Annotated in this window: 24 protein-coding genes and 8 pseudogenes; 11 read left to right on the plus strand and 21 right to left on the minus strand. The window is 73.0% G+C overall.

Going from position 1 to position 21499, the window contains the following annotated elements:
• Positions 1 to 11 precede the first annotated feature (11 nt).
• The gene (locus ACZ8AI_RS07175; protein ID WP_464857627.1) at positions 12 to 797 is read right to left on the minus strand and encodes a glutamate ligase domain-containing protein; all 786 of its coding nucleotides are present in this window, start codon (positions 795 to 797) and stop codon (positions 12 to 14) included.
• Positions 794 to 1639, minus strand: a complete 846-nt coding sequence (locus tag ACZ8AI_RS07180) for a Mur ligase family protein (protein WP_464857629.1) — start codon at positions 1637 to 1639, stop codon at positions 794 to 796. Before ACZ8AI_RS07180 ends, ACZ8AI_RS07175 begins: the two co-directional genes overlap by 4 nt.
• Before the next feature lie 72 nt (positions 1640 to 1711).
• On the opposite strand from ACZ8AI_RS07180, the gene ACZ8AI_RS07185 reads away from it, so the two are divergent.
• The 10 genes from ACZ8AI_RS07185 to ACZ8AI_RS07230 all read left to right on the plus strand — a co-directional run bounded on the left by ACZ8AI_RS07185 (position 1712) and on the right by ACZ8AI_RS07230 (position 7418).
• On the plus strand, positions 1712 to 1993 hold the full coding sequence (locus ACZ8AI_RS07185) for a hypothetical protein (protein WP_464857631.1): 282 nt from the start codon (positions 1712 to 1714) through the stop codon (positions 1991 to 1993).
• Entirely contained in the window at positions 1954 to 2916 is a 963-nt protein-coding gene (locus ACZ8AI_RS07190) for a mevalonate kinase family protein (RefSeq protein ID WP_464857633.1), read from the plus strand. The genes ACZ8AI_RS07185 and ACZ8AI_RS07190 overlap by 40 nt, the downstream gene beginning before the upstream one ends.
• A complete protein-coding gene (locus tag ACZ8AI_RS07195) occupies positions 2840 to 3373 on the plus strand; it encodes a GHMP family kinase ATP-binding protein (protein ID WP_464857635.1) in 534 nt (177 codons plus the stop codon). The genes ACZ8AI_RS07190 and ACZ8AI_RS07195 overlap by 77 nt, the downstream gene beginning before the upstream one ends.
• Positions 3328 to 3615 carry a hypothetical protein gene (locus ACZ8AI_RS07200; RefSeq protein WP_464857637.1) on the plus strand — a complete coding sequence of 96 codons (288 nt, stop codon included), beginning with the start codon at positions 3328 to 3330 and terminating at the stop codon, positions 3613 to 3615. The genes ACZ8AI_RS07195 and ACZ8AI_RS07200 overlap by 46 nt, the downstream gene beginning before the upstream one ends.
• A gap of 168 nt (positions 3616 to 3783) precedes the next feature.
• A complete protein-coding gene (locus tag ACZ8AI_RS07205) occupies positions 3784 to 4350 on the plus strand; it encodes a hypothetical protein (RefSeq protein WP_464857639.1) in 567 nt (188 codons plus the stop codon).
• Positions 4347 to 4571 carry a hypothetical protein gene (locus ACZ8AI_RS07210; protein ID WP_464857641.1) on the plus strand — a complete coding sequence of 75 codons (225 nt, stop codon included), beginning with the start codon at positions 4347 to 4349 and terminating at the stop codon, positions 4569 to 4571. Before ACZ8AI_RS07205 ends, ACZ8AI_RS07210 begins: the two co-directional genes overlap by 4 nt.
• 281 nt (positions 4572 to 4852) lie before the next feature.
• Positions 4853 to 5368, plus strand: coding sequence for a hypothetical protein (locus ACZ8AI_RS07215; protein WP_464857643.1), 516 nt, complete (start codon positions 4853 to 4855; stop codon positions 5366 to 5368).
• A gap of 129 nt (positions 5369 to 5497) precedes the next feature.
• Entirely contained in the window at positions 5498 to 5935 is a 438-nt protein-coding gene (locus tag ACZ8AI_RS07220) for a hypothetical protein (protein WP_464857645.1), read from the plus strand.
• A 153-nt stretch (positions 5936 to 6088) separates the two neighbouring features.
• On the plus strand, positions 6089 to 6712 hold the full coding sequence (locus tag ACZ8AI_RS07225) for a hypothetical protein (RefSeq protein WP_464857647.1): 624 nt from the start codon (positions 6089 to 6091) through the stop codon (positions 6710 to 6712).
• A 16-nt stretch (positions 6713 to 6728) separates the two neighbouring features.
• The gene (locus tag ACZ8AI_RS07230) at positions 6729 to 7418 is read left to right on the plus strand and encodes a hydroxymethylglutaryl-CoA synthase (protein ID WP_464857649.1); all 690 of its coding nucleotides are present in this window, start codon (positions 6729 to 6731) and stop codon (positions 7416 to 7418) included.
• Here the strand turns inward: ACZ8AI_RS07230 and ACZ8AI_RS07235 are convergent.
• From ACZ8AI_RS07235 to ACZ8AI_RS07245, 3 genes and pseudogenes are all read right to left on the minus strand, one after another.
• Positions 7376 to 7822, minus strand: coding sequence for an SRPBCC domain-containing protein (locus ACZ8AI_RS07235; RefSeq protein ID WP_464857651.1), 447 nt, complete (start codon positions 7820 to 7822; stop codon positions 7376 to 7378). The two genes, ACZ8AI_RS07230 and ACZ8AI_RS07235, sit on opposite strands and share 43 nt — an antisense overlap.
• A 124-nt stretch (positions 7823 to 7946) precedes the next feature.
• A pseudogene (locus tag ACZ8AI_RS07240) lies at positions 7947 to 8297 on the minus strand (SRPBCC family protein); the annotation flags it as partial.
• A gap of 107 nt (positions 8298 to 8404) precedes the next feature.
• Positions 8405 to 8733 (minus strand): annotated as a pseudogene (locus tag ACZ8AI_RS07245) (ArsR/SmtB family transcription factor); the annotation flags it as partial.
• On the opposite strand from ACZ8AI_RS07245, the gene ACZ8AI_RS07250 reads away from it, so the two are divergent.
• On the plus strand, positions 8657 to 9367 hold the full coding sequence (locus tag ACZ8AI_RS07250; RefSeq protein WP_464857653.1) for a DUF7882 family protein: 711 nt from the start codon (positions 8657 to 8659) through the stop codon (positions 9365 to 9367). The pseudogene ACZ8AI_RS07245 and the gene ACZ8AI_RS07250 overlap by 77 nt on opposite strands.
• A gap of 273 nt (positions 9368 to 9640) precedes the next feature.
• Here ACZ8AI_RS07250 and ACZ8AI_RS07255 read toward each other — a convergent pair whose 3' ends face one another.
• The 16 genes and pseudogenes from ACZ8AI_RS07255 to ACZ8AI_RS07330 form a co-directional block, all read right to left on the minus strand.
• On the minus strand, positions 9641 to 9931 hold the full coding sequence (locus ACZ8AI_RS07255; protein ID WP_464857655.1) for a hypothetical protein: 291 nt from the start codon (positions 9929 to 9931) through the stop codon (positions 9641 to 9643).
• 165 nt (positions 9932 to 10096) lie between these two features.
• Positions 10097 to 10636 (minus strand): hypothetical protein, encoded by a 540-nt coding sequence (locus ACZ8AI_RS07260; protein ID WP_464857657.1) that lies wholly within the window; start codon positions 10634 to 10636, stop codon positions 10097 to 10099.
• A gap of 211 nt (positions 10637 to 10847) precedes the next feature.
• Positions 10848 to 11312, minus strand: a pseudogene (locus ACZ8AI_RS07265) (flavodoxin domain-containing protein); the annotation flags it as partial.
• A gap of 4 nt (positions 11313 to 11316) precedes the next feature.
• Positions 11317 to 11928, minus strand: a complete 612-nt coding sequence (locus ACZ8AI_RS07270; RefSeq protein WP_464857659.1) for a hypothetical protein — start codon at positions 11926 to 11928, stop codon at positions 11317 to 11319.
• Positions 11891 to 12574 carry a GltB/FmdC/FwdC-like GXGXG domain-containing protein gene (locus ACZ8AI_RS07275; protein ID WP_464858114.1) on the minus strand — a complete coding sequence of 228 codons (684 nt, stop codon included), beginning with the start codon at positions 12572 to 12574 and terminating at the stop codon, positions 11891 to 11893. The genes ACZ8AI_RS07270 and ACZ8AI_RS07275 overlap by 38 nt, the downstream gene beginning before the upstream one ends.
• Before the next feature lie 393 nt (positions 12575 to 12967).
• Positions 12968 to 14181 (minus strand): annotated as a pseudogene (locus ACZ8AI_RS07280) (FMN-binding glutamate synthase family protein); the annotation flags it as partial.
• 102 nt (positions 14182 to 14283) lie between these two features.
• Entirely contained in the window at positions 14284 to 14937 is a 654-nt protein-coding gene (locus ACZ8AI_RS07285; RefSeq protein ID WP_464858115.1) for a glutamate synthase central domain-containing protein, read from the minus strand.
• Between the two features lie 370 nt (positions 14938 to 15307).
• Positions 15308 to 15538: pseudogene (locus ACZ8AI_RS07290) on the minus strand (glutamate synthase central domain-containing protein); the annotation flags it as partial.
• A 50-nt stretch (positions 15539 to 15588) separates the two neighbouring features.
• Positions 15589 to 16065: a hypothetical protein gene (locus tag ACZ8AI_RS07295; RefSeq protein WP_464857661.1), complete on the minus strand. Its 477-nt coding sequence runs from the start codon at positions 16063 to 16065 to the stop codon at positions 15589 to 15591.
• A pseudogene (locus ACZ8AI_RS07300) lies at positions 16013 to 17308 on the minus strand (class II glutamine amidotransferase domain-containing protein). Before ACZ8AI_RS07300 ends, ACZ8AI_RS07295 begins: the two are co-directional and overlap by 53 nt.
• The gene (locus ACZ8AI_RS07305) at positions 17223 to 17495 is read right to left on the minus strand and encodes a hypothetical protein (protein WP_464857663.1); all 273 of its coding nucleotides are present in this window, start codon (positions 17493 to 17495) and stop codon (positions 17223 to 17225) included. Before ACZ8AI_RS07305 ends, ACZ8AI_RS07300 begins: the two are co-directional and overlap by 86 nt.
• 22 nt (positions 17496 to 17517) lie before the next feature.
• Positions 17518 to 18315 carry a fructosamine kinase family protein gene (locus tag ACZ8AI_RS07310; protein ID WP_464857665.1) on the minus strand — a complete coding sequence of 266 codons (798 nt, stop codon included), beginning with the start codon at positions 18313 to 18315 and terminating at the stop codon, positions 17518 to 17520.
• 126 nt (positions 18316 to 18441) lie between these two features.
• Positions 18442 to 18597, minus strand: coding sequence for a hypothetical protein (locus ACZ8AI_RS07315; protein ID WP_464857667.1), 156 nt, complete (start codon positions 18595 to 18597; stop codon positions 18442 to 18444).
• A 1197-nt stretch (positions 18598 to 19794) separates the two neighbouring features.
• Positions 19795 to 20391, minus strand: a pseudogene (locus ACZ8AI_RS07320) (histidine kinase); the annotation flags it as partial.
• Positions 20392 to 20568: 177 nt separating this feature from the next.
• Positions 20569 to 20997 (minus strand): annotated as a pseudogene (locus ACZ8AI_RS07325) (LysR substrate-binding domain-containing protein); the annotation flags it as partial.
• Positions 20918 to 21157 carry a hypothetical protein gene (locus ACZ8AI_RS07330; RefSeq protein WP_464857669.1) on the minus strand — a complete coding sequence of 80 codons (240 nt, stop codon included), beginning with the start codon at positions 21155 to 21157 and terminating at the stop codon, positions 20918 to 20920. The pseudogene ACZ8AI_RS07325 and the gene ACZ8AI_RS07330, both read right to left, overlap by 80 nt.
• Between the last annotated feature and the right edge of the window lie 342 nt (positions 21158 to 21499).

Below are 21499 nucleotides of genomic sequence, written 5' to 3' on the forward strand. Positions count from 1 at the left end.
TTGTGCACAACCTAGTACGCGCGCTCCGCTCCTGACGCGGCCCCGGGACGCCCGCGCTCGGCCAGCGCGGCGCGTGCGTCCTCGAACGACGAGTACGGCACGTGCGTCCCCTCGACGTCCCGGTAGTCGGTGAGCCCCGGACCCGCCCAGTACACGACGCCGTCCTCCCCGACCTCGTCCAGGGCGCGGCGGACGGCGGTGGCCGGCTCCGGCACCTCGAGGACGAGCGGAGCGGACGACCCGGTTCCGGACGCGCTGGCGACCACCGCGTGGGCGCCGTCGAGGATCGCCCGCCGGATCGGCTCCGGAGCCTCGTACCGGGGGTGGTGGTCGGCCACGACCACGACGTCCGCCGCCGACGCCGCGACCGTCCCCATCGCCCGCCGCTTGCTCACGTCGCGGTCGCCGTCGGCACCGAGGACGATGGCCACCCGGCCGGTCGCGAAGGCCCGGATCGCCGAGAGGCTCTTGTCGAACGCGTCCGGCGTGTGCGCGAAGTCGACGTAGACACGGGGGCCGGTCGCGGCCGAGGCGTCGGCCATCCGCCCGGGGACCTCGACGTCGAGCGGGCCGGAGGTCGCCTCGAGCAGTGCGCCGGCGGGGACCCCTGCGTTCGCCAGCATCGCGATCGCCAATCCCGCGTTCGCCACCATGTGCACGCCGAGCAGCGGGACGTCGAGCGTGAACGCGGCGCCGTCCGGCGCACTCACGACTGCTCGGCTGCCGTCCGGCCGCTGGTCGAGCACCCGCACCAGCCAGTCCGCACCGGCAGCGGGGTCCGTCGAGATCGTCGTCACCGGGACGCTCGCCTGCGCCGCGATCCGCCGTCCGGCCCCAGAGTCCAGCGACACCACGCCCGCGCGCGACCGCTCCGGGTGAACAGCAGCGCCTTCGCCGCGAGGTACGCGTCCATGTCCGGGTAGTCGTCGAGGTGGTCGTGGGACAGGTTCGTGAAGCCGGCGACGTCGACGACGACCCCGTCGGTGCGGTGGCGGGTGAGTCCCTGCGCGCTGACCTCGATGGCCGCGCCCTGCACCCCGAGCTCGGCTGCGCGGGCGAGGAACTCGTGCAGCTCCGGTGCCTCCGGGGTGGTGAGCACACTCGGCACCGCCGAACCCGGCACCCGGCGCTCGACGGTCGAGCTCAGGGCCGTCCGCCACCCGAGCCGGCGCATCAGGGCGTCGAGCAGGTGCACGGTCGAGGTCTTCCCGTTCGTCCCGGTGACGCCGAACAGCGTGAACGGCAGCGTCGCCGTGCCGGAGAGCAGCCGTGCGAGGTCGCCGAGTCGGGCGCGGGGATCGGGCACGACGAGCACGGGGAGACCGCTGCGGAGCGCGGCCGCCTCGCCGGCCCGGTCGGTCAACACCGCGACCGCCCCGGCAGCCCGCGCCGTCCCGCCGTGGTCCGCGCCGTGACCGTGCCGCCCCGGCAGCGCCGCGAAGAGCACACCCGGCCGGACGTCGGTGGTCGCCAGCGCGACGCCCGTGACCGTGACGTCGACCTGCGGCTCGGGTAGGGCCGAGTGCGCGTGCGACGTCGGCGAGCAGGGTCTGGCGGGGCGCCTCCGGGCGGTGGGCGTGCGACATCGCGGCTCCTCGGTTCGGGTCGACCCCGATGGTGCGACGCGCTCCCGGAGCACGGTCCCAGGATTGCGCGTTCGGGACCGGCGGGCGCTGCGTGGTGCGAGCCGGTTAGGCTGACGTGACCCACGATGACCAGCAACGACCTCGACAACCCAGCGACCACTGGAGCCGGCGACACCCGCCGCACCGGTAGGGCGTCGTCCCACGGCAAGACGATCCTGATCGGGGAGCACGCCGTGGTCTACGGCGCCCCCGCTCTCGTGCTGCCGGTCCTCGACGCCCGGGTCGTCGCCACCGTGACACCCATCGAGCCAGCAGCGGCGAGCACCGGCACCGGCACGACCGCCCCGGCCACCACCTCGAGTCCGCGGTGCACACCGGCCCGCTCGACCTCGCCCCCGCCGCCGTGATGCCGACCGTCACCGCCGTCACCGCGACGCTCCGCCACTTCGGCAGCACCGACCAGCAGTTCCACGTCCGCGTCGACAGTGAGGTGCCGACCGCCCGCGGCATGGGCTCCAGCGCCGCGGTCGCCGCCGCCGTGACCGCCGCCGTCGCCGATGCCCTGGGCGAGACGCTCGACGTGGAGACCCACCACGAGCTCATCCAGGAGTGTGAACGGGTCGCCCACGGGCGTCCCTCCGGACTCGACGCCCACGGGGTCGTCGCGGACGCCCCCGTCTGGTTCGAGGGCGGCCGCATCGAGCCGGTCGAACTCGGGGCCCGGTTCACCTTCGTCGTCGCCGACACCGGGGTCCCCCGGGCACACCCGCGAAGCCGTCGCGGCCGTGCGCGCTCGCCACGACGCCGACCCGGCCGCCGTCGACGAGGTGGTCGACCGCATCGGTGGACTCGCCCGCCGCGCACGGGGGACACTCGTGGACGGCGACGCACAGGCGCTCGGTGCCACGATGGACGCCGCGCACGGACTCCTCACCGCACTCGACGTGTCGAGCAACGACCTGGACCGGCTCGTCGACGCCGCACGTTCCGCGGACGCCCTCGGCGCGAAGCCTTCACCGGCGGTGGGCGCGGCGGATGCGTCCTCGCCCTCGCCCTCGGACGGCGAACACGCGGAGCGCATCGCCGCCGCGCTGCGCGGCGGCAGGTGCCGCAGCCACACTGGACCACTACGATCGGAGACCGCGCTTTGATGACCGCTCACCGCCGTCGCGCACCCCCAACATCGCCCTCGTCAAGTACTGGGGCAAGGCGGACGCGACGCTCGGCGCTGCCCGCTAACGGGCAGCGTCTCGATGGGGCTCGACGTGTTCCCGACGACGACGACCGTCACCGTGGACGGTGGGTCGCGGGTCGGCCTGGAGGCACGTGACGCGTTCACCCTGAACGGTCGCGTCGTCGAGGACGAAAGCGCCCTGGTACGGGTGCAGCAGTTCCTCGACCTCGTGCGCGAGCTGCCGGACAGCGACGCGCGCGCCAGCGTCGTCTCGGAGAACACCGTGCCGACCGGCGCCGGTCTGGCCTCGAGCGCCTCCGGCTTCGCCGCCCTCGCCACCGCGGCGTCGGCGGCCTACGGGCTCGACCTCTCCCCGCGCGACCTGTCCCGGCTTCGCCCGGCGCGGATCGGGTTGGCGACCCGGTCGATCCCCGGTGGCGTGGCGGTCTGGCACGCCGGTGATGGAAGCCGGGGCTCCTACGCCGAGCCGATCCCCGCGCCGCCGATGGCCATGGTCGTCGTGACCATCGACGCGGAGACCCGAAGCCGATCGGCTCGCGCGAGGCCATGCGCCGCACCATCGCGACCTCGCCGTTCTACCCGGCCTGGGTGACCTCGACGACCGAGACGGTGGGGGACATGCTCACCGCGTGTGCCGCCGGCGACTTCACCCGGATCGGCGAGCTCACCGAGAGCAACGCGCTCCGCATGCACGCCACCATCGAGGGTGTTCCCCCCGATCCGCTACCTGAACGCCCGCAGCGTCGCGGTGTTCGACGCGGTCGCCGAACTGCGCGCATCCGGGGTCGAGGGCGTACGCCACGGCCGACGCCGGACCCAACGTCGTCGTCCTGACGAAGCCCGAGGACCGGTCCGCCGTCGCGTCCGCGCTGTCCGGCTTCGGCGACGTCATCGAGTCCGGCACTGGACCCGCCCGCGCGCGTGGTCCGCTCCGAAGGAACGGGGACGCCCGAGCGGGCGCCGCCCCGACCAGGAGGAGCGCACCGAGAGTGATCGAGTTCCGTGCCCACGGCAAGCCTGTTCGTCGCGGGCGAGTACGCCGTCGTCGAGCCGGGCCAGCCGTCCGTGCTCATCGCGCTCGACCGCGCCATCACGGCACGGGTGACCGAGGGCCACGGTGCCGGCAGCATGTACTCCGAGGAGTACGGGCACCTGCCGCTCACCTGGACCCGCGCCGAGGACGGCATCGCACTCGACACCGAGCACCACCCCTACGACTACGTGATGGCGACGATCGACCTGGTCGAGAAGCTCCGCGGCGAGCAGGGCATCGCCGCCTCGTTTCCACGACCTGCGGATCCACAGCCAGCTCGACGACGCCAGCGGCCGGAAGTTCGGCCTCGGGTCGTCCGCGGCGGTCACCGTCGCGACGGTCGGTGCCCTCGACCGCTTCTACGGCCTCGGGCTCTCGCAGCGGAAGCGGTTCCAGTCGCCCTGCTCGCGACGATCCGGGTGAACCCGCGCGCGTCCGGCGGGGACCTCGCGGCAAGACCTTCGGCGGCTGGCTCCGCCACAGCAGCGCGCCGGACCGCGAGCGCCTGGCCGCGCAGCTCGACCGTCGCAGCGTGACCGAGATCCTCGGCGACGCCGAGGCACTGGGAGGGGTTCGACGTCCAGCGCCTCCCGGCGCCGGAGAACCTCGAGCTCCTCGTCGGGTGGACCGGTTCGCCGGCGTCCACCACGAAGCTCGTCGGCGTCGTCCGCCGGCACCGCAACGGCGGGTACCAGGCGTTCCTCGACGAGAGCCGGGCCTGCGTCGACGACCTGACCACGGGCCTCCAGACCGGTGACGCGGACCGCACGCTCGGCGCGCTCCGCCGTGCACGCGGGCTGCTGCAGCGCCTCGGCGCGTCCGTCGGCTCGCAGATCGAGACCGAACGCCTCGCCACCCTGTGCGACGTCGTCGAGGCCGCGGGCGGGGCGGCGCGCCGTCCGGTGCCGGCGGCGGCGACTGCGGCATCGCGGTCGTCCCGGCGGAGACCGGACTCGCCGGTATCCACCGCGCCTGGGAGGCGCACGACATCAGAACACCTCAGCGTCGGCGGTGCAAGCGCTCAAGAAGGGAGCGTCGATGACTGACCTGCTGACCCCGATCCCCACGAAGTGGGTGGGGCCGATCCGCATCAGCGGCAACGCGGTGGAGGGCGAGCACGAGGTGCCGCTCGCCACGTACGAGTCGCCCCTCTGGCCGTCCGTCGGCCGCGGCCGCTCGTGTCTCGCGCATGGTCGAGGGCGGCATCGTCTCGACCGTCGTCGACGAGCGCATGACCCGCTCGGTCGTGGTCCGTGCCGACAGCGCGGCCGCCGCACACCCTCGGCCGACCGGGCGGTCCTCGCCCGGCAGGACGAGCTCGAGCAGATCGTCGCCGGGCAAGAGCCGGTTCGCGAAGCTCATCGAGGTGCACCCGGAGATCGTCGGGGACCTGCTGTTCCTGCGCTTCGCGTTCACGAGGGCGACGCCTCCGGGCACAACATGGTGACGCAGGCGGCGAGCAAGCGCGCCGGCGATCTCTCGCGTGGGAGCCGGGCCTGCGGTACGTCTCCGTCTCCGGGAACTTCTGCACCGACAAGAAGGCCACCGCGGTGAACGGCATCCGTAGTCGCGGCCCAGGAACACGATCGCCGAGATCATCATCCCGGGCGAGATCGTCGAGAAGCGCCTGTATCGGTGCGTCGGCCGCGCGGATCGCCGAGCTCAACGTCGCTGAAGAACCTGGTGGGCTCGACCATCGCCGGGGCCATCCGCTCCGCGAACGCGCACTACGCGAACATGCTGCTCGGGTTCTACCTCGCCACCGGGCAGGACGCGGCGAACATCGTCGAGGGGTCCCAGGGCATCACGAGCGCCGAGGACCGCGACGGCGACCTGTACTTCGCGACCTCGCTCCCGCACTCGTCTTCCGTCGGCACGGTCGGCAACGGCAAGGGCGGCGACCTGCCCGTCGTGGAGGACGCTTCCTGGTGCGCCTCGGCTGCCGACAGGAGCGGGCCCGAGCCGAACGCCCGACGCCTGGCCGCCCTGTGTGCCGCGACCGTCCTCTGCGGGGAGCTCTCCGCTGCTCGCCGCGCAGACCCTCAACCCGGGCGAACTGGATGGCCGCGCATGTCGCCATGGAACGCCGGGGCGCGAAAGCCCGCAGGGGGAGCAGCATGACCGCGCCGCAGCCGCTCTCCGTCGGCATCCACGACATCGCGATCGCGACCGGACACCACGTCCTCGAAGCTCAGATGAGCCTGGCCGAGCGCCTCGGCGTCGACCTCGGCGAGAAGTACCACGTCGGCATCGGGCAGGACGCGCTGTTCAAGCGTGCCCGCCGCCGACGAGGACATCGTCACGATGGGTGCGGCAGCCGCGAAGGAGAGCAGGATCATCGACCGGCACGGCGTCGAGGGCATCCGCACGGTGCTCTTCGCGACCGAGTCCGGTGTCGACAAGTCGAAGGCCGCTGGGGTAAGTTCGTGCAGCGGGCTGCTCGGTCTGCCGCAGAACGTCCGCGTCGTCGAGCTGAAGCAGGCCTGCTACGGCGGGACCGCAGCCGTGCAGCTCGCCCTCGAAGCGTCGCCCGCGCGCCGCACGAGCGGGTGCTCGTCATCGCCGCGGACGTCGCGCGCTACGACGTCGAGACCGCCGCCGAGCCCACGCAGGGGTGCCGGCGCCGCCGCGATCCTCATCGCGGCCGATCCTGACCTCATCGAGTCCGAACCGGCCGCTGGGGTCTTCACCGCGGACGTCGACGACTTCTGGCGTCCGAACGACCGCTCGACCGCCCTGGTCGACGGCCGCCTGTCGGTGAGCGCGTACGTGAACGCCTTCGTCGGCGCGTGGGACGACTCCTCGCGGCGCAGGGCGGGCCGGCGTACGAGGACATCGTGCGGTTCGTCCACCACCAGCCGTTCACGAAGATGGCGATCAAGGCGCACCGGAAGCTGACGCAGCACAAGTCGGGGTGCCGTTCGACGAGTCCGAGCTCGCGATCGGCTTCACCTACAACCGGCAGACCGGCAACACCTACACGGCGTCGCTCTTGATCGGGCTGGCGGCGCTGCTCGACCTCGACGACGACCTCGGCGAGGAGCGCATCGCCCTGTTCAGCTACGGTTCGGGCAGCGTCGGCGAGCTCATCACCGGCATCGTCCGGCCCGACTACCGCGACCACCGCCGCGTGGGCCGCGTGCGCGAGCTGCTCGACGCCCGGGTCCCGCTGACGGTCGACGCCTACCGCGAGCTGCATGCCGGCGGTGCTCGCGACGAGCGAGGACGTCGAGCGTCCGCGCGTGACCTCCGCGCCGTACCGCTTCGCGGGCGTGCGCGGCGGTGCCCGGCCACTACGAGGCGACCGCGCAGGACTGACCGGGCCGCCGGCCGGGCCGGCCCCGACGCCCTCGCGACGTGGACGGTGGTGCGCGGCCGCGATCTGTCGCTTCCGCGCACGAGACGCAGCCGGCGGACGGCCGGGAGGCGCGGTGCCAGCTGGCACCGCGCCTCCCGGCCGTCGCCACCACGTCGCGGGCGTGAGATCGCAGTCTGGTCGGTCCGCGCGGCACGGCCGCGTCCCGAAGTGCGATCTCGGGCGACCGGCCGACCGGCTGGCGGTCACGCCGCGGCGGTCAGGACCTCGCGTTCGAGCCGCTGGTAGCTCGTCTCCATGCCGTCCGTCATGCCGGTCGCGAGGATCATGTCCCGCTGGGCCAGGTCGGGGTGGGTGATGAGCAGCGTCATCAGGGTGACGCCGTCGGCCTCGGCGAACTGCAGGTCGTTGACGTTGGCGGGGAACGGTGCACCGGTCATGCGCTCGGTGGTGACCATGCGGCGCTCGGGCTCGATGACGAGGTTCTCGCCCTCGAAGCCGAACGCCTCGCCCGCGGTGTCGCCGACCGGTGCCCACGCCTGCCGGAACGACCCGCCCACGACCAGGTCGTTCTCGCACGCGGTCATCTCCCACCCGTCCGGGCCGAGCAACCAGCGGCGCATCAGCTCCGGCTCGGTGTGGGCGCGCCAGAGCAGGTGCTGGGGCGCCTCGAACGCGCGGGTGATCCGCACGTGGGTGTCGTCGACGAGCTCGGTGACGGTGCCCTTGCCGGAGCGCGTACTCCCGCAGGTCGGCGAGCACCACGTCGAGCTGGCCGAACGCCTGCGTGTAGCCCTCCTGCATGCCCATCTCGACGAGCTGGTCGAGGTCGGCGGACGACGCGAACGCGGTGACGACGGTGACCCGCGACCCGGCGTCGACGGACTCGAACGACAGCACCGTCTCGCTGCCCGGCATCGACTCGTCGACGTCGCCGTCCTCTGTCGCGAAGAGGTCGCGGAAGACGATCCGCCGGGGTGCGTCCACCTCGCTGATCTCCCACATCGACAGGAAGCGCTCGTTCTGCGGTGAGGTCATCCGGTAGTGGGCGAGACCCCCGGGGCGCAGGTCGAACGACGTGAAGGTGGCGGGGAACCCGGGCGGGCCCCAGAAGCGCTCGAGCTGCCGCGGGTCGGCGAAGGCGCCCCAGAGTCGCTCGACGGGCACCGGGAACTCGGCGACGAGGTCATCGTGGTTCCTCGGGATCGGTGTGGACGGACGTGGTCGGCATCATCGGCTCCTGGTATCTGTGTGGGTGTCTCGATCGGCGTCGGGTCGTCCCCGAGCAGTGCGTCGAGCCGGTCGATCCGGCTGCGCCAGAGGTCCGCGTAGGTGTCGAGCAGACCGCGGACCCGGTCGATCTGGCTCGGTTCGGCGCGCACGATCCGCGTGCGGCCGCGGGGTGCTTCGTCACGAGTCCCGCTCCTTCGAGGACGGCCACGTGCTTCTGGACGGCGGCGAACGACATGGCGTACGCGTCCGCGAGCTCGCTCACGGACGCCCCGCCGACGAGGGTGCGACGGACGATGTCCCGCCGGGTCGCGTCGGCCAGGGCGTGGAAGACCCGGTCGACCTCGGTGTCGCTCCAGTTCGATTCGTACAACCATTTGGTTGCACGTTACGCGCGTCCGTCCTCCCCCCCCCCCCTCCCCCCCCCCCCCCCCCCCCCCCCCCCCCCCCCCGGGGGGTGTAGAAGGACTCATGGGTCAGCTCATCTACGACGGCGAGGTCCTCGACCTCCGGATCGACGACCGCGCCCTCGCAACCTGCAGATCGTCATCGTGAACATGCTCAGGCGGGAGCACCGGTTCGTGTTCTCGTGGAAGGACGACGTCGTCCACGGCAACGGCCGGAGCAGCATCTGGCTGCACTGCCCGGACGTCAGCCTCCACTTCAAGTTCGGCGGCAGCCGCGTGCCGTCGATCAACCGCAGCTGGCTCGAGGAGCTCTACGCTGCGGCGAGCCTCGAGGTGCCGGTCTCGTCCTGGACGCCGGAGCCGGCGGACACCAGCACGGCGGACGACTCGGCGTGGTCGCGCGCCGTGGTGCCGGGCGACGCCGACGATGCGTCCGAGGACCGCCACGCCCCGGCGGGGACCCGGCCTGAGCAATACCACAGGGGCGATCGTCGGTCAACGGGTTCCGCCGTCGCGCGCATCGACGTACGGTGCTCCTACCGCGATTGCGGTCCTCGCCGGAACAGGGACCGGGGTGGACACGTCCGCGGTCGAGGGTGAACCACGTGGTGGGAGTCCTGGATCCGGGCCTCCCGGGCCACGAACGCTCCTCGCTCGCCGCCCCGGCGTGGTTCGGGTTCCGCACCGGGGCGGCGGACACCGCGCTCCGTCGCGCGCGCGCGGGGTCAGGTACACTCGCGGACGTACCGATTCCCCGCGCCGCATGTCGGCCAGGGTACGCCTGCGCGTCGTCCTCGCCGCGGCCGCGCTGCGTCCCGATGACGGACAGCAGCGCCGACTCGATCGTCCTTCGCCATCCGCGAGGCGTCGCCGCTACACGTACACGTGCCCGCCGTCCTCGAGCCACCGGTACAGCTCCGCGCCCTGCTCGAGCATCCGGGTCTGCACGTAGACCTTCTCGGCCTGGTCGCGCGAGAACGCCAGGTCGAGGCGGTGCAGCACCCCTGCTCCTTTCTGCAGTGACGTGAGCTCGTCCTGGTACACGAAGTCGGTGTCGCGGTGCTGGTCGTCGAAGAACAGCCAGTTCCGGCCGGTCGCTCCGGAGACCGCCCGCTCGTGCAGGAACCCGCGGAACGGGGCGATGCCCGTGCCCGGCCCGATCATGATCAATCGGCGCGCTGTCGTCCGTCGGCACCCCGAACGCGGCGCCCGGTTGCAGGTAGACGTCGAGCCGGTGCCAGGCCGTGGGAGACCCGGTCGGCGAGGAACGTCGACGCCACGCCGGCGTACATTCCGGTGCGGGCTCGCCGTACCGGACCGAGGCGATGGTCAGGTGGATGCGGTCCGGGTGCGCCAGCGGGCTCGATGAGATCGAGTATTCGCCGCGCCCAGGTGCAGCGTTCGGAGGTTCGGCAGCAGGCTCGTCGAGTCCCGGCGCGGCCGGGCCGGCGTCGCGGAGCAGGTCGAGGCACGTCGCGGCCCCAGAGCCACCGGTCGAGCCCGTGCTTGTCGCCGTGCGAGACGACGGCTGCGAGTTCGCTCTCGACGGCGGCCCTGCTGCACGAGGTCTGCGATGAGGTCCTTCGACTGCGTCCGACCTCGCGGTCGGTCTCGGAGGACCTCGGCGATCGGCCGACCGTCGAACGCCTCGTCGCCGGTCGCGCCGACCTGGTCGAGCAGCTGCTCGACGAAGACCTCGTCGTTGACGGGCACCACCGCGAGGGCGTCGCCGGCCGCGTACTCGATGCCGGAGTCGCCCAGGTCGAACTCGTAGTGCCGGATCTCCTTCGCGCTGCGCGGCGAGGAGAGCAGCCAGTTCTCGACCAGGCAGCGACGGGCAGTACGGGTTGCGCTTGTTCCACTGGGCACCCGTGCCGTGCTGAGGCGCGGCTCGCCCCCGGCGCGCCGGCTGCGGTGGCGGACGCAGGCCGGTGCGGCGCGCCCGCCGTCGGTGCGGCCCCCGGCCTCGGCAGCGAGCCGGTCGAGGACCGGCGGCGGTCCAGAGCGCAGCCTGGTCCTCGAAGTCCACGTCGCAGTCCACGCGGTCGTGGATCCGCGTCGCGCCGAGCTGTTCGAAGCGGGTGTCGAGGAGCTTGCCGCCTCGCGCGGAACTCGTCGTAGCTGGTGTCGCCGAGCCCGAGCACCGCGTACCTTGCAGCTCCTCGAGCCGCGGCACGGTCGTCGCCTGGATCGCGTCCCAGAACAGTCCGGCGTTGTCGGGCATCTCGCCCTCGCCGTACGTCGAGGTGACCACGAGCACGTGGGACATCCCGGCGAGCTGCTCCGGCGTGACGGCGTCGAGCGCGCCTGCCCGGCCGCCGAGTCCGCGGGCCGTCGCACCCGCGACGAGTTCGTCGGCCAGGAACTCCGCGTTGCCGGTCTGGGTGCCGAAGAGCACGTCGATCGTCGTCGTCGGCGCGGGGGCGGCGGTCTTCTTGCCGGCCGCCGCGATGCCCGCGATGAACCCGGCGAGCCAGGACTCCTGCGCGGCGGAGAACGGGGCGTCGACCGGGATCAGCGAGCCGGTGGGGGGCAGGGTGCTCACGCGGTCACCGCCTCGGTCGGGGCCTGCGGTGCCCGGCGGGCGATGTCCTCGATGCCGCGGTCGAGCAGCTCGTCGAAGCGGGCCTTCGCGAACGCGGCCGTCGTTCTTGGCGTTCTGGTGGTGCATGATCCACCCGGTGGTGCCGGGCGCGTCCATGCTGCGGTTGTTCCGCTGCGAGCGCGCGCTTGTAGTCGTCGAGGCGCTTGATCGCGATGAGGGTCGCGAGCTCGTCGTCCGCGAACCGGTCGAGCGTGCCGCGGAGGTACTCGTCGACGCGCTGCTTCACGAAGAAGTCCTCGGTGAGGATGAGGTTCTGGACCGCCTCGGTCACCTGCGGGTCGTTCGGCCCCGCGGCGCCGGGGACGCGCTCGAGCGCGAGGTCCTGCGCGACGCCGAGCACCGTGCACGAGGACAGCAGCGAGAACATATCGTCGCCCTGGTCGCCGAGCGACGGGGCGCGGCCACCCAGCACGGCGCGCTGGTCGCGGTAGTCGACCTTGAACGCGCGGAGCTTGTCGGTGGCGATCGAGGTCGCCAGCTCGTCGAGCAGCTCGTTACGGGTCGCCGCCGCCAGGATCTCACCGGCGTCCTGAGTGAGCAGGAGCGCGCGGGGCATGCCGACGTAGACATGGGTGGCGGGGTGGTCTCCCAGTTCGGCGAGCAGTCGTTCGGCCAGCAGCGGGCCGGTCGCCTCGAGGTGCTACTCGAGGAGCAGCCGTGCGGCGTCCTCCGTGGAAGGCGCCGCGGGCGGTGTCGGTGACCGGGAACACCAGGAGCGAGTCCGCGCTAGCGCGCTCGGCGACCTGACCGGAGTGGTCGTACTGGTACAGGAACCCGCCGGACATGCCGTTGCCGAGGCCCTTGCCGAACCCGCCGAGGTTGAACACGGCGCCGCCGGTCATGTACTCGCAGCCGAAGTCGCCGACGCCCTCGACGACCTCGCGGTCGCCCCGGAGTTGCAGACCGCGAACCGGTCGCCCGCCTCGCCCTCGACGAAGGTGCGGCCACCGGCGGCGCCGAACAGCGCGAAGTTGCCGACGAGGACGCTGCCGCCCTCGCTCGGCGCGCCGCCGCCCGGCGCACGGACGATGATCCGGCCGCCGCTCTGGCTCTCGCCGACGCCGTCGTTCGCGGTGCCGGTGTGGTCGAGCACGAAGTCGTCGTTGTTGAACACGCCGTAGGACTGCCCGGCCGACCTTCTGCGTGCGGATCGTCACCGCGCCGTCCACCAGGCGACGACGACCACGGTCGTCGGTGGTCATGGTGGGGAGCCCGGCGACGTCGTCCGCGCCGAGCTCGTGGTTGAGCAGGCGTTCCAGGTCGATGCCGAGCTGGCCGCCGACCGACTTGTCCGCGTTGCCGAGCAGCACACCGTGCACGAGGACGTGCTCCTGCGCGTGGTCGACCAGGGCCGTGCGGACCCGCTCGAGCAGCGCGTCGTCGGTGTGGAAGTCCTTCTCGAGGTACTCCGGGTCGGCGACGACCTTCTCGGGCACCTGCGCGAGGAGGGCACGGACGTCGAGCCGTCCGACGCTCGCCGGGTGGTCGAGGAGTTGCAGCAGGTCGGTGCGGCCCCGGGCCTCGCGCAGGGAGCGCAGGCCGAGGCGGGCGAGGATCTGCCGGACGTCGTGGGCGATGTTGAGCAGGTACTGCGCGAGCGCGCGCGGGTCGCCCTCGAACGCCTCGGCGTTCGTGGTGAGGCCCGCCGGGCACTTCACGTTGCAGTTCTTCGCCATCACGCAGCCGAGCATCATCAGCGCGGTCGTGCCGAACTCGAAGCTGTCGCCGCCGAGCAGCGCGCTCGTGACGACGTCGCTGCCGGTCTGGTGCGCGCCGGAGCAGCGCAGCGTGACCTTCTGGCGCAGGCCGTTCGCGACGAGGGCCTGGTGCACCTCGGCCACGCCGATCTCCGCCGAACGCCCGGCGTACTTCGGCTCGTGACCGCCGCGGCTCCGGTCCCGCCGGTGTTGCCCGCGACGTTGATGACGTCCGCGCCGGCCTTGGCGACGCCGACCGCGATGGTGCCGATGCCCTCGGAGGACACCAGCTTCACGATCACCCGGACGCGGGCGGCCTTGCAGTCGTGGATGAGCTGCGCGAGGTCCTCGATCGAGTACGTGTCGTGGTGCGGCGGCGGCGAGATGAGCTCGACGCCGGGCGTGCCACCACGGGCCGCGGCGATGTCCACCGTGACCTTCGGCGCGGGCAGCTGACCGCCCTCGCCGGGCTTCGCGCCCTGGCCGATCTTGATCTCGAGCTCCTCGAGCATCGGGTCGGCGAGGTAGCCCGCCCAGATGCCGAACCGGCCCGAGGCGAACTGCTTGATGCGCGAGCCGCGGATGGTGCCGTAGCGCGAGTGGTGCTCGCCGCCCTCACCGCTGTTCGACATGCCGCCGACCATGTTCGTGCCGTGGGCCACGGCCTCGTGCGCGGTGGCGACGAGCGCCCCGTGACTCATCGCGCCGGACGCCAGGGTCCGGCTGATCTCGTGGGCCGGCTGGACCTCGTCGAGCGTAGCGACGCTCGCCGGGGCGCGTTCGAGCAGGGCGAGCAAATCGACCGCGGGGCCGGTGGCGCGGAGCGTCTTCACGGGGTCTTGTCGACGGTGTCGACGTCCACCAGGGCCCTGGTGCAGCAGCGCGAGCCCGTCCGCGAGGGCCGCGTGGCGCAGTGCACCCGTGGTCTCCGTCGAGGTGAGCTGCAGGGCGGAAGCGAGCCGCTCCTCGGCGGTCTGGTCGTCCGACGGACGCGGCCGGACAGTCCGCGCACCGTGGCTGCTGGCGTTGCCGGTGGTGGCGAAGCGGCCGAGCTCGCGGGCGAAGTCCTCTGCCTCGTCGATGCCCGTGACGTCCGGCAAGCGCGCGAGCACGTCAGCGGAGCGCGGCGGGGCGGCGGGAACGCTCGTCGTGCGTGGTCTGCAGGAACGTGACGTAGCCCGGCGTGATCCGGTGCGCGTCGATCTCGGCGTCGCTCAGCCGGTCGTACCCGGTGTTGCGGTACGCGGCGTCGGTGATGCCGAACGAGTCGTCGAGCTGGCCGAGCGTGAGCAGGCGCAACGCGTCCGAGTCGCCTGAGCGCTGAAGGCCAGGAAGGCGCTCCTCGGTCTCCCGCCGAAGCCGCGCACGTGGCGACGCCGAACGAGTGCTCCTCGGCGCCGTCCGAGCGCCCCTTGAACAGGCCGAGCAGGGGCACCTGGCCCTCGGACTCGACCGTGCGGGCGCGCTCGTGCCAGTCCGTCGCCGCCTGCGCGATGCGGGCGAAACCGACCCCGCCGACGGGTGCCTGCATTGCGGGAAGACCCGGGCGAACAGGTCGTCGCGGGTGTCGAGAAGTAGTTCGGCTCGAAGAACTCGCCGCCGATGTAGCTCTCGGCCGTGCACAGGCCGACGCGGCCCATCGTCTTCGCGAGGGCCTTCTCGGCCGCCTTCCGGAACTGCTTGAGTGCCAGGTCCGTCGCGGTCAGTTCCCGGCGGGTGCCGGCGCAGCGGGGTACTTCTCCTCCGCACGCAGACCCCCCCCCCCCCCCCCCCCCCCCCCCCCCCCCCCCCCCCCCCCCCCCCCCCCCCCCCCCCCCCCCCCCCCCCCCCGGGACAGGCTGTACACCGCGGCTGCGCCAGAAGCCCAGCGCCGTCGCGACGTGGTGCGATCGACGGCAGCTGCCCGGACTCCGCGACGACGGAGACCCGCAGCCGCAGGCCGGTCTCGGTGAGCCGCTGGTTCACGGCGGCCACGGCGAGGATCAGGCGGGAGCGCGGCGGTGGACGAGACCTCGCGGTCGGTAACCACGGCGATGCCGCCGGTGGCCTTCGCGAACTGCTCGACGGCGTCGCAGAGCGCGTCGACGGCGGCGCGCATCGCGTCCGCGTTGGCCCCGTTCGTCGCCGAGCACCGGGGTGTACAGCATGTCGAAGCGGCTCCAGCGGCACGATGTCCTGGTCGCGCAGGCGCACCATGTCGAGGTGTCCGAGGACCGGGGACTGCACGACGAGCCGCTGGGTCGGCATGCCGGTGCCGCTGCCCGTGCCGTCCGGCTTGCTGCCGAGGGTCACGCGCATGCTCATGCCGTCGGCTTCGCGAGGGATCGAGTCGAGCGGCGGGTTCGTCACCTGGGCGAAGCGCTGTCGAGACACGGTTTCGCCATGCGCTTGCTCCTCGGTGTCGCTGAGGGCGTCGATCGTGTTGCCGTAGCCCATCGCCGAGATGCGCTCGGACCCGTTCTGCAGCATCCGGGTCGAGCATGAACTGGAAGCTCTCCTGGTTCAGCGAGTACGCCACGTTACCGGCCCTGCAGCGACAGGTCGCCGTCGTAGCCGAGCGTGCTCGTCGTGCGGTGGTACTCCTGCGCCGGCAGGTCGTCGAGGTTCACGCGGGCAGCGTCGAGCAGGGTCTTGTAGTCGCGACGGTCGGCGAGCATGCGCAGGACGTCGTCGGTGCGCATGAGCGTGCCGGTGCGGTGGTCGACGACGAGCATGCCGCCGGCCTCGATGCGCCCGCGGTGCACGACCTCGTCGGCGTCGAACTCGACCTGGCCGGCCTCGGACGACACCATCAGGTACTCGGCGGTCTGCACCGAGCGCAGCGGGCGGAGGCCCAGGCGGTCGAGTCGGGCACCGACGACGTCGCCGTCGCTGAAGATCACGGCGGCGGGGCCGTCGTTCTTCTCCTCGTACAGCGAGAAGTACTCGAGCATGTCGCGCACGTCAAGCGTCAGCGTGCGGTCGTTCTCCCACGCCGGCGGCATCAGCGAGACCACGGCTTGGACGATCTCCGAGGCCGTCGTCGAACACGCGGCTCTGCAGGGTCTGGTCGAGGTGGCTCCGGTCGGACTGCCCGGGGCGGATGGACGATGCTCCGGGTGCGGGCACGGCCAGGGCCTCGTCGGACAGGCGGTTCTTCCCGGTCCTTAGGTTGAGCTCGCCGTTGTGCGCCATCAGGCGGAACGGCTGCGCCATCGTCGGGTGCGGCTCGGTGTTCGTCGAGAAGCGCGTGTGGAAGTACAGCGTCCGCACCGAGTGGCGCGGGTCGCGCAGGTCGGTGAAGTACCCGATGACCTCGCTTGAGGTTCAGGGGCCCTTGAGGATCTGGGTCCGGGCGCTGAGCGACAGCGGGTACAGGGCTGCGTGCTCGGCGCGGTCGGCGGCGGCCTGCTCGTAGGAGACGGCCTCGATCGCGAGCAGCGCGCGGTTCGCGGCGGCGTCGACCTCCGCACGGGCCCATTCGTCGGGCGCGCGGAAGACCCACTGGACGATCGGCAGCTGGTACTGCTCGGCCTCGGGGCGGGCGACGGAGTGGTCCACCGGGACGTCGCGGACGAGCAGGAGCTCGAAGCCCTGCTGCTCGATGGCGTCGGTGACGGTGCGCTCGGCTGCAGCCCGTTCGTCCGTGCCGTCCGGGGCTGCGCTGGTCGGCGCTGGCACGGTCGGCACGAAGCAGTTCGCGACGCCGAGAAGTGGCCCGCGCGGAGCTCCTGACCGGTGATCGCGCTGAAGAACTCCCACCGACAGGTCGATGCTGACGCCCGCGCCGATCCCCGACACCCTCGGCGGGCTCGCCGCCGCGGTGGGTGGATCGCGCAGTGTGCTTCGTCGCCCTTGCGGATGACGTCGTGGCTCGGCGTGCCGTCGAGACAGGGTGATGAAACCGACGCCGCAGTCGCTCGATTCGCGGGCAGGGTCGTAGAGACCGGGAAGGAGGAGGGGGTTCACGTGTGCGGGTCCGGATGGGGCGTTGCCGGTAGCGGACGGCCAGGCTGCATCGATGGAGCGCCTCGCCGCGGGCAATGACCGGTGGTGACAGTCGGGCCCTGTGGGGTGGTGGTGCGGTAGGGGCGATGCTACGGCCTGGTATACCGAGCACGCAACACCACAGCGCGCGGGCCGTTCGGCGGGATCGGCCAGCCGCCCGGTGGGGTCAGCGCGGGAGCAGGATCTGGACGACGGCGATGACCGCCCGAGCGCGGCGATCGGGACGCCCGCGATCCAGGCTCCGGCGCGCATCTGGGTCTGGCGGATGGTCGGCGCCGCGTGCGAGCTTGCGTGCGAACTCGGTCGCCGCGACGAAGCTCGGCGCGGCAGCGGGTGGTGCGGGTTCCGGCTGGGGGCGGTCGTCCTCGAACGCGGGGACCTCGACGACCAGGTCCTCGGGGCGCGGTCGGCCGGGCAGTCGTGCGAAGTCGTTCGGCATGTGGGCCTCCTCGTCGGTGTGCTCAGTATGCGCCGTCCGCCGGCGCGAGGGCTGGCCCCGAGTCTCGCGCCCACTCCGTTCTTCGCAACACGCAACGACGGCGACTCCTCGCAGCGGTGTTCCGCTGCGGGCAACCGCCGAGGTTGCGTTTTGCGGGCGGCCGGCGGCCGGGCGGCCGGGCGGGCGGGCGGCGCGAGCCGGCCGGCCGGCAGGGGCCCGGCGCCAGCGCCTGCCCGTCAGGCGGTAGCGGCGGGCGGCCCGGACGGCAGCCGCGGTAGGACCCGCCGAACAGGAACACGTGCAGCAGCAGCGGGGCGAGTTGGTGCAGCTCCACCCGCTCCTGCCAGCCGTCGGCCAACCGGGACTCGGCGTCGTACGCGTCGAGCACGGTCTCGGAGTCGGGGGAGAGCCCGAACAGCGCCAGCAGCGCCAGATCGGTCTCGGCGTGGCCGCCGTGCGGGTTCGCGTCGATGAGCACGGCGCCCGTCGGCTCGGAGCGATCCACCCGGGCCAGAGGACGTTGCCCGCCCAGAGGTCGCCGTGCACGCGCGCGGTCGATCCTCGACGAGCGGGGCTGCGGTGACCCGAGCGCGTCCCGTCCTGCACCCGGTCCGCGACCCGCTCGAACAGCGCGACCTCGTCGGGATCGAGGAAACCGGGATCGAAACCGGGCCCGAAACCGGCGCCAGAAGCCGCTGTCCGCCCCGCCGCGGTCGACGATCCGGCGCACGTAGTCGCGGATGCGGTATTCGGCGTAGAACTCGCCCCACGTCGCCGGTGCGTCCGCCGCGGTGACGAACGCCGTCCCGGAGCGGCCCATCCGGAGCGGCCCGTCGTCGAAGCGCGGGCCGGCGTTGCCCTGAGCCGTCCGCGCCCGCAGCGTGGGTGTGCGCCAGCGACCGGCCGAACCGCTCCGCCTGCTGCGCCGTGGGGGAGCCGTCGTCGATCAGCTCGAGGTCGAGGACGGTCCGGGCTCGGACGATCGAGGACGCGGGCGATCCGCGTGCCGCCGGCCTGTTTCGGCCTCGGCCAGCCAGGCCAGTCCGGCGGCCTCGGCAGCGGTTGTGCGGGGTGGTGAAGTCTTCACGTGCGTCTCGGCCATGGCCCATCCTGCCGACCGCGTCCGGCCGACGACTCAGTACCGCCGACCTCCAGCGCCGTGCGGCGTGGACCACCAGGGCGAGCTGCACCCGGTTCTCGACCCCGAACTTCTCGTAGACGTGCCCGATGTGCGTCTTGACCGTCGCCAGCCCCACGAACAGCTCGGCGGCGATCTGCGCGTTCGACGCCCCGGTCCGCCACGGCGAGGGCGACCTCGGTCTCTTGCTCGGTCAGGAGCGCGAGCAGTCGACGCTCCTCGGCACCGTCGGTCTCGGGCGTCGGCCGGGGCTGCGCCGCGAACGCGATGACCCGGTCGAGGACGGACGGCGACAGGATCGAGCGGCCCGCTGCGACCGTCCGGACCGCCTCGACGAGTTCGTGCGGCGGGGTGTCCTTGAGCAGGAACCCCCGTGCTCCGGCCTGCAGCGCCCCGAGGACCATGTCGTCGCCCTCGAACGTCGTCAGGACCAGCACCGCGAGATCGCGGCGACGGCGCACTCCCGCTCGGTCGCGACGAGCCCGTCGCACCGCGGCATGCGGATGTCCATGAGCACGACGTCGGGTTCCGTCGTCGCGATGACGTGCCCGGCCTCGGCCCGTCGCCGGCTTCGCCGACCACCTCGACGTCGTCGTCGCCGGAGAGCAGCAGCCGGAGGCCGGCGCGCACCAGGTGGTCGTCGTCGACGAGGACGACCCGGATCCGACCGGTCACGCGGTCCACGGCGGCACCACCTCGACGACGTGCACCCGGTCGGTCCCGATGCCGGCCCGGAAGGTGCCACCGACGAGCCGGGCGCGCTCGGCGAGCCCGGCGCAGGCCGTGGCCGGCGGTGTTCGTGGGGGCGGTGCCGTCCGCCAGCGGGTTCGACACCACGACCCGGAGCGCGGGACCGCCGACGACCTCGACCACCACGTCGACGACCTGCCCGGGGGCGTGCCGACGCGCGTTGGTCAGGCTCTCCTGCACGATCCGGTAGGTGTGGCGTCCCACGGCCGTCGGCGCCGCCGAGGCACCGGCCTCGAGTTCGCCCGGACGACCGCACCGCCGGCGCGCGCCGCGTCGAGCAGCTCGGGCAGGTCGACCAGGGTCGGCTGCGGAGGCGCGGTGGCGGTGACCTCGTCGCCCTCGGTCGAGGGCGAGGTCGCGCAGGACCCCGAGCACGTCGCGCAGGTCGGTGAGCGCCGAGTGCGCCTCGGCCCGGCCCACGCCGGCCGCCGCAGCGGTCTCGTCGGGGGTGAGTCCGGGGCCGCGGTACTCGAGCGCGCCGGCGTGCAGCGCGACGAGCGAGAGGCGATGGCCGAGCACGTCGTGCATCTCGCGGGCGATGCGTGCGCGTTCCTGTTCGCGGGCGCGGTCCTCGCGCAGCTGCTGCTCCCGTTCGACCAGCGCCGCCCGCTCGCGGAGCGACAGCAGGAGGCGCGCCGCTGCCCGATCCCGATGCCGATCGCCACGAGCAGCGCGATCCCGCCGGCCCCCACGGCGACGATCTGCCACAGCGGCATGTCCTGGTCCGGCGCGAGGACGACGTCGTAGAGCACGGTGGCGCCGAGCATGACCGCCCCGGCGATCGCGAGCTCGACGGCCCGGCGCCGGGTGGCGAGCGACATCGAGGGCGAGCGCGGCGGCGCCCACGGCCAGCGTCGACACCGAGCTGAGGACGGCGATGACCACGGTGACCAGCAGCGGCGCGCGGTGCCGGAACGGCAGGAGGACGACGGCGACCAGGCCGGCGGCGAGGTCCCCGAGGACCAGGCCCCCGACGTGCGCGTCGCTCCATCCCCCGGAGGTGTCCATCGTCGGCCAGACCAGCGCGGCGGTGACGAGAGCCGGTCAGGACGGCGACGGCCAGCCGCCACGACTCCGCCTTGGCCACCCGGCGCCCCCGGGTCATCGTCGGGCAGTGCGATCGTGGTCATGTGACGAGCCTAGGGAGCGGGGGACCCCGGCGGATCGCCCCGAAGGTCGGACACGTCACACCGCGTCGACCAGCGCCCGAGCGAGCGGGTGCCACGCCCGCGAGGACGGTCCGCTCAGCACCAGCGTCCGCCGCTCGAGCCGCCGCGCCATCGGCACCATCACGAGGTCCGGTGGCAGCATCACGCGCCCCAGCGTCGGCACGATGGAGACACCCTCGCCCCGCTCGATCATCCCGAACATCGTGCTCATCTCACGCACCCGGTGGGCGTAGCGGAAGGGCTGCTCCGCGTCAGAGCTCGTGCAGCTTCTGGATCTGGTACTCACACCCACCGCCACCGGCGACCAGGCCGTCCTCGGTGCAGGTCGTCGAGCGTCAGGGCGGGCAGGTCCGCGAGCAGGGTGGTCACGGCGCACGACGGCGGCCATCTCGTCCTGCGCGACGACCACGCCCCCGTCGGGCACCGGCGTCGGGTCGACCAGGACGGCGGCGTCGACCGTGCCGGCCTCGAGCCACCTCCGGCATCTCGTCGTCGTCGCCCTCGTAGACCTGGACGTCGACGTCGGGCAGCTTCGTCACCGCCCACAGTTCGCGGAGCCGCGGCAGCAGGCCCTGGCAGACGGTGGGGACGGCGGCGAGACGCACAGTGCACCGCACCGCGGGCCGTGGCGGGCCGGACCACTGCCTCCAGGGCGTCGACGGAGGCGAGCACGCTGCGGGCGTGGGCGAGCAGTCGGTCGCCGAGGGCGGGGTCGTGGCGGCGGCGCCGCCACGGCGGACGACGGGGCCACCGACCTCGCGCAGCTCGAGACCGGCGACGGCGTGCAGAGACCATGGCGGACTGGCCGACACCGAGCGAGGCGGCGGCGCCGGTGAACGACCCGGCGTCCACCGTCGCGACGAACGCGCGCGGAGTTGGGGAACGAGAGACGACGGTCATGCGTCATCCTCATGTCGACATGAACCGCATGCGCTTTGCCGCATGCG

Source organism: Curtobacterium sp. AC273 (genome assembly GCF_979253735.1).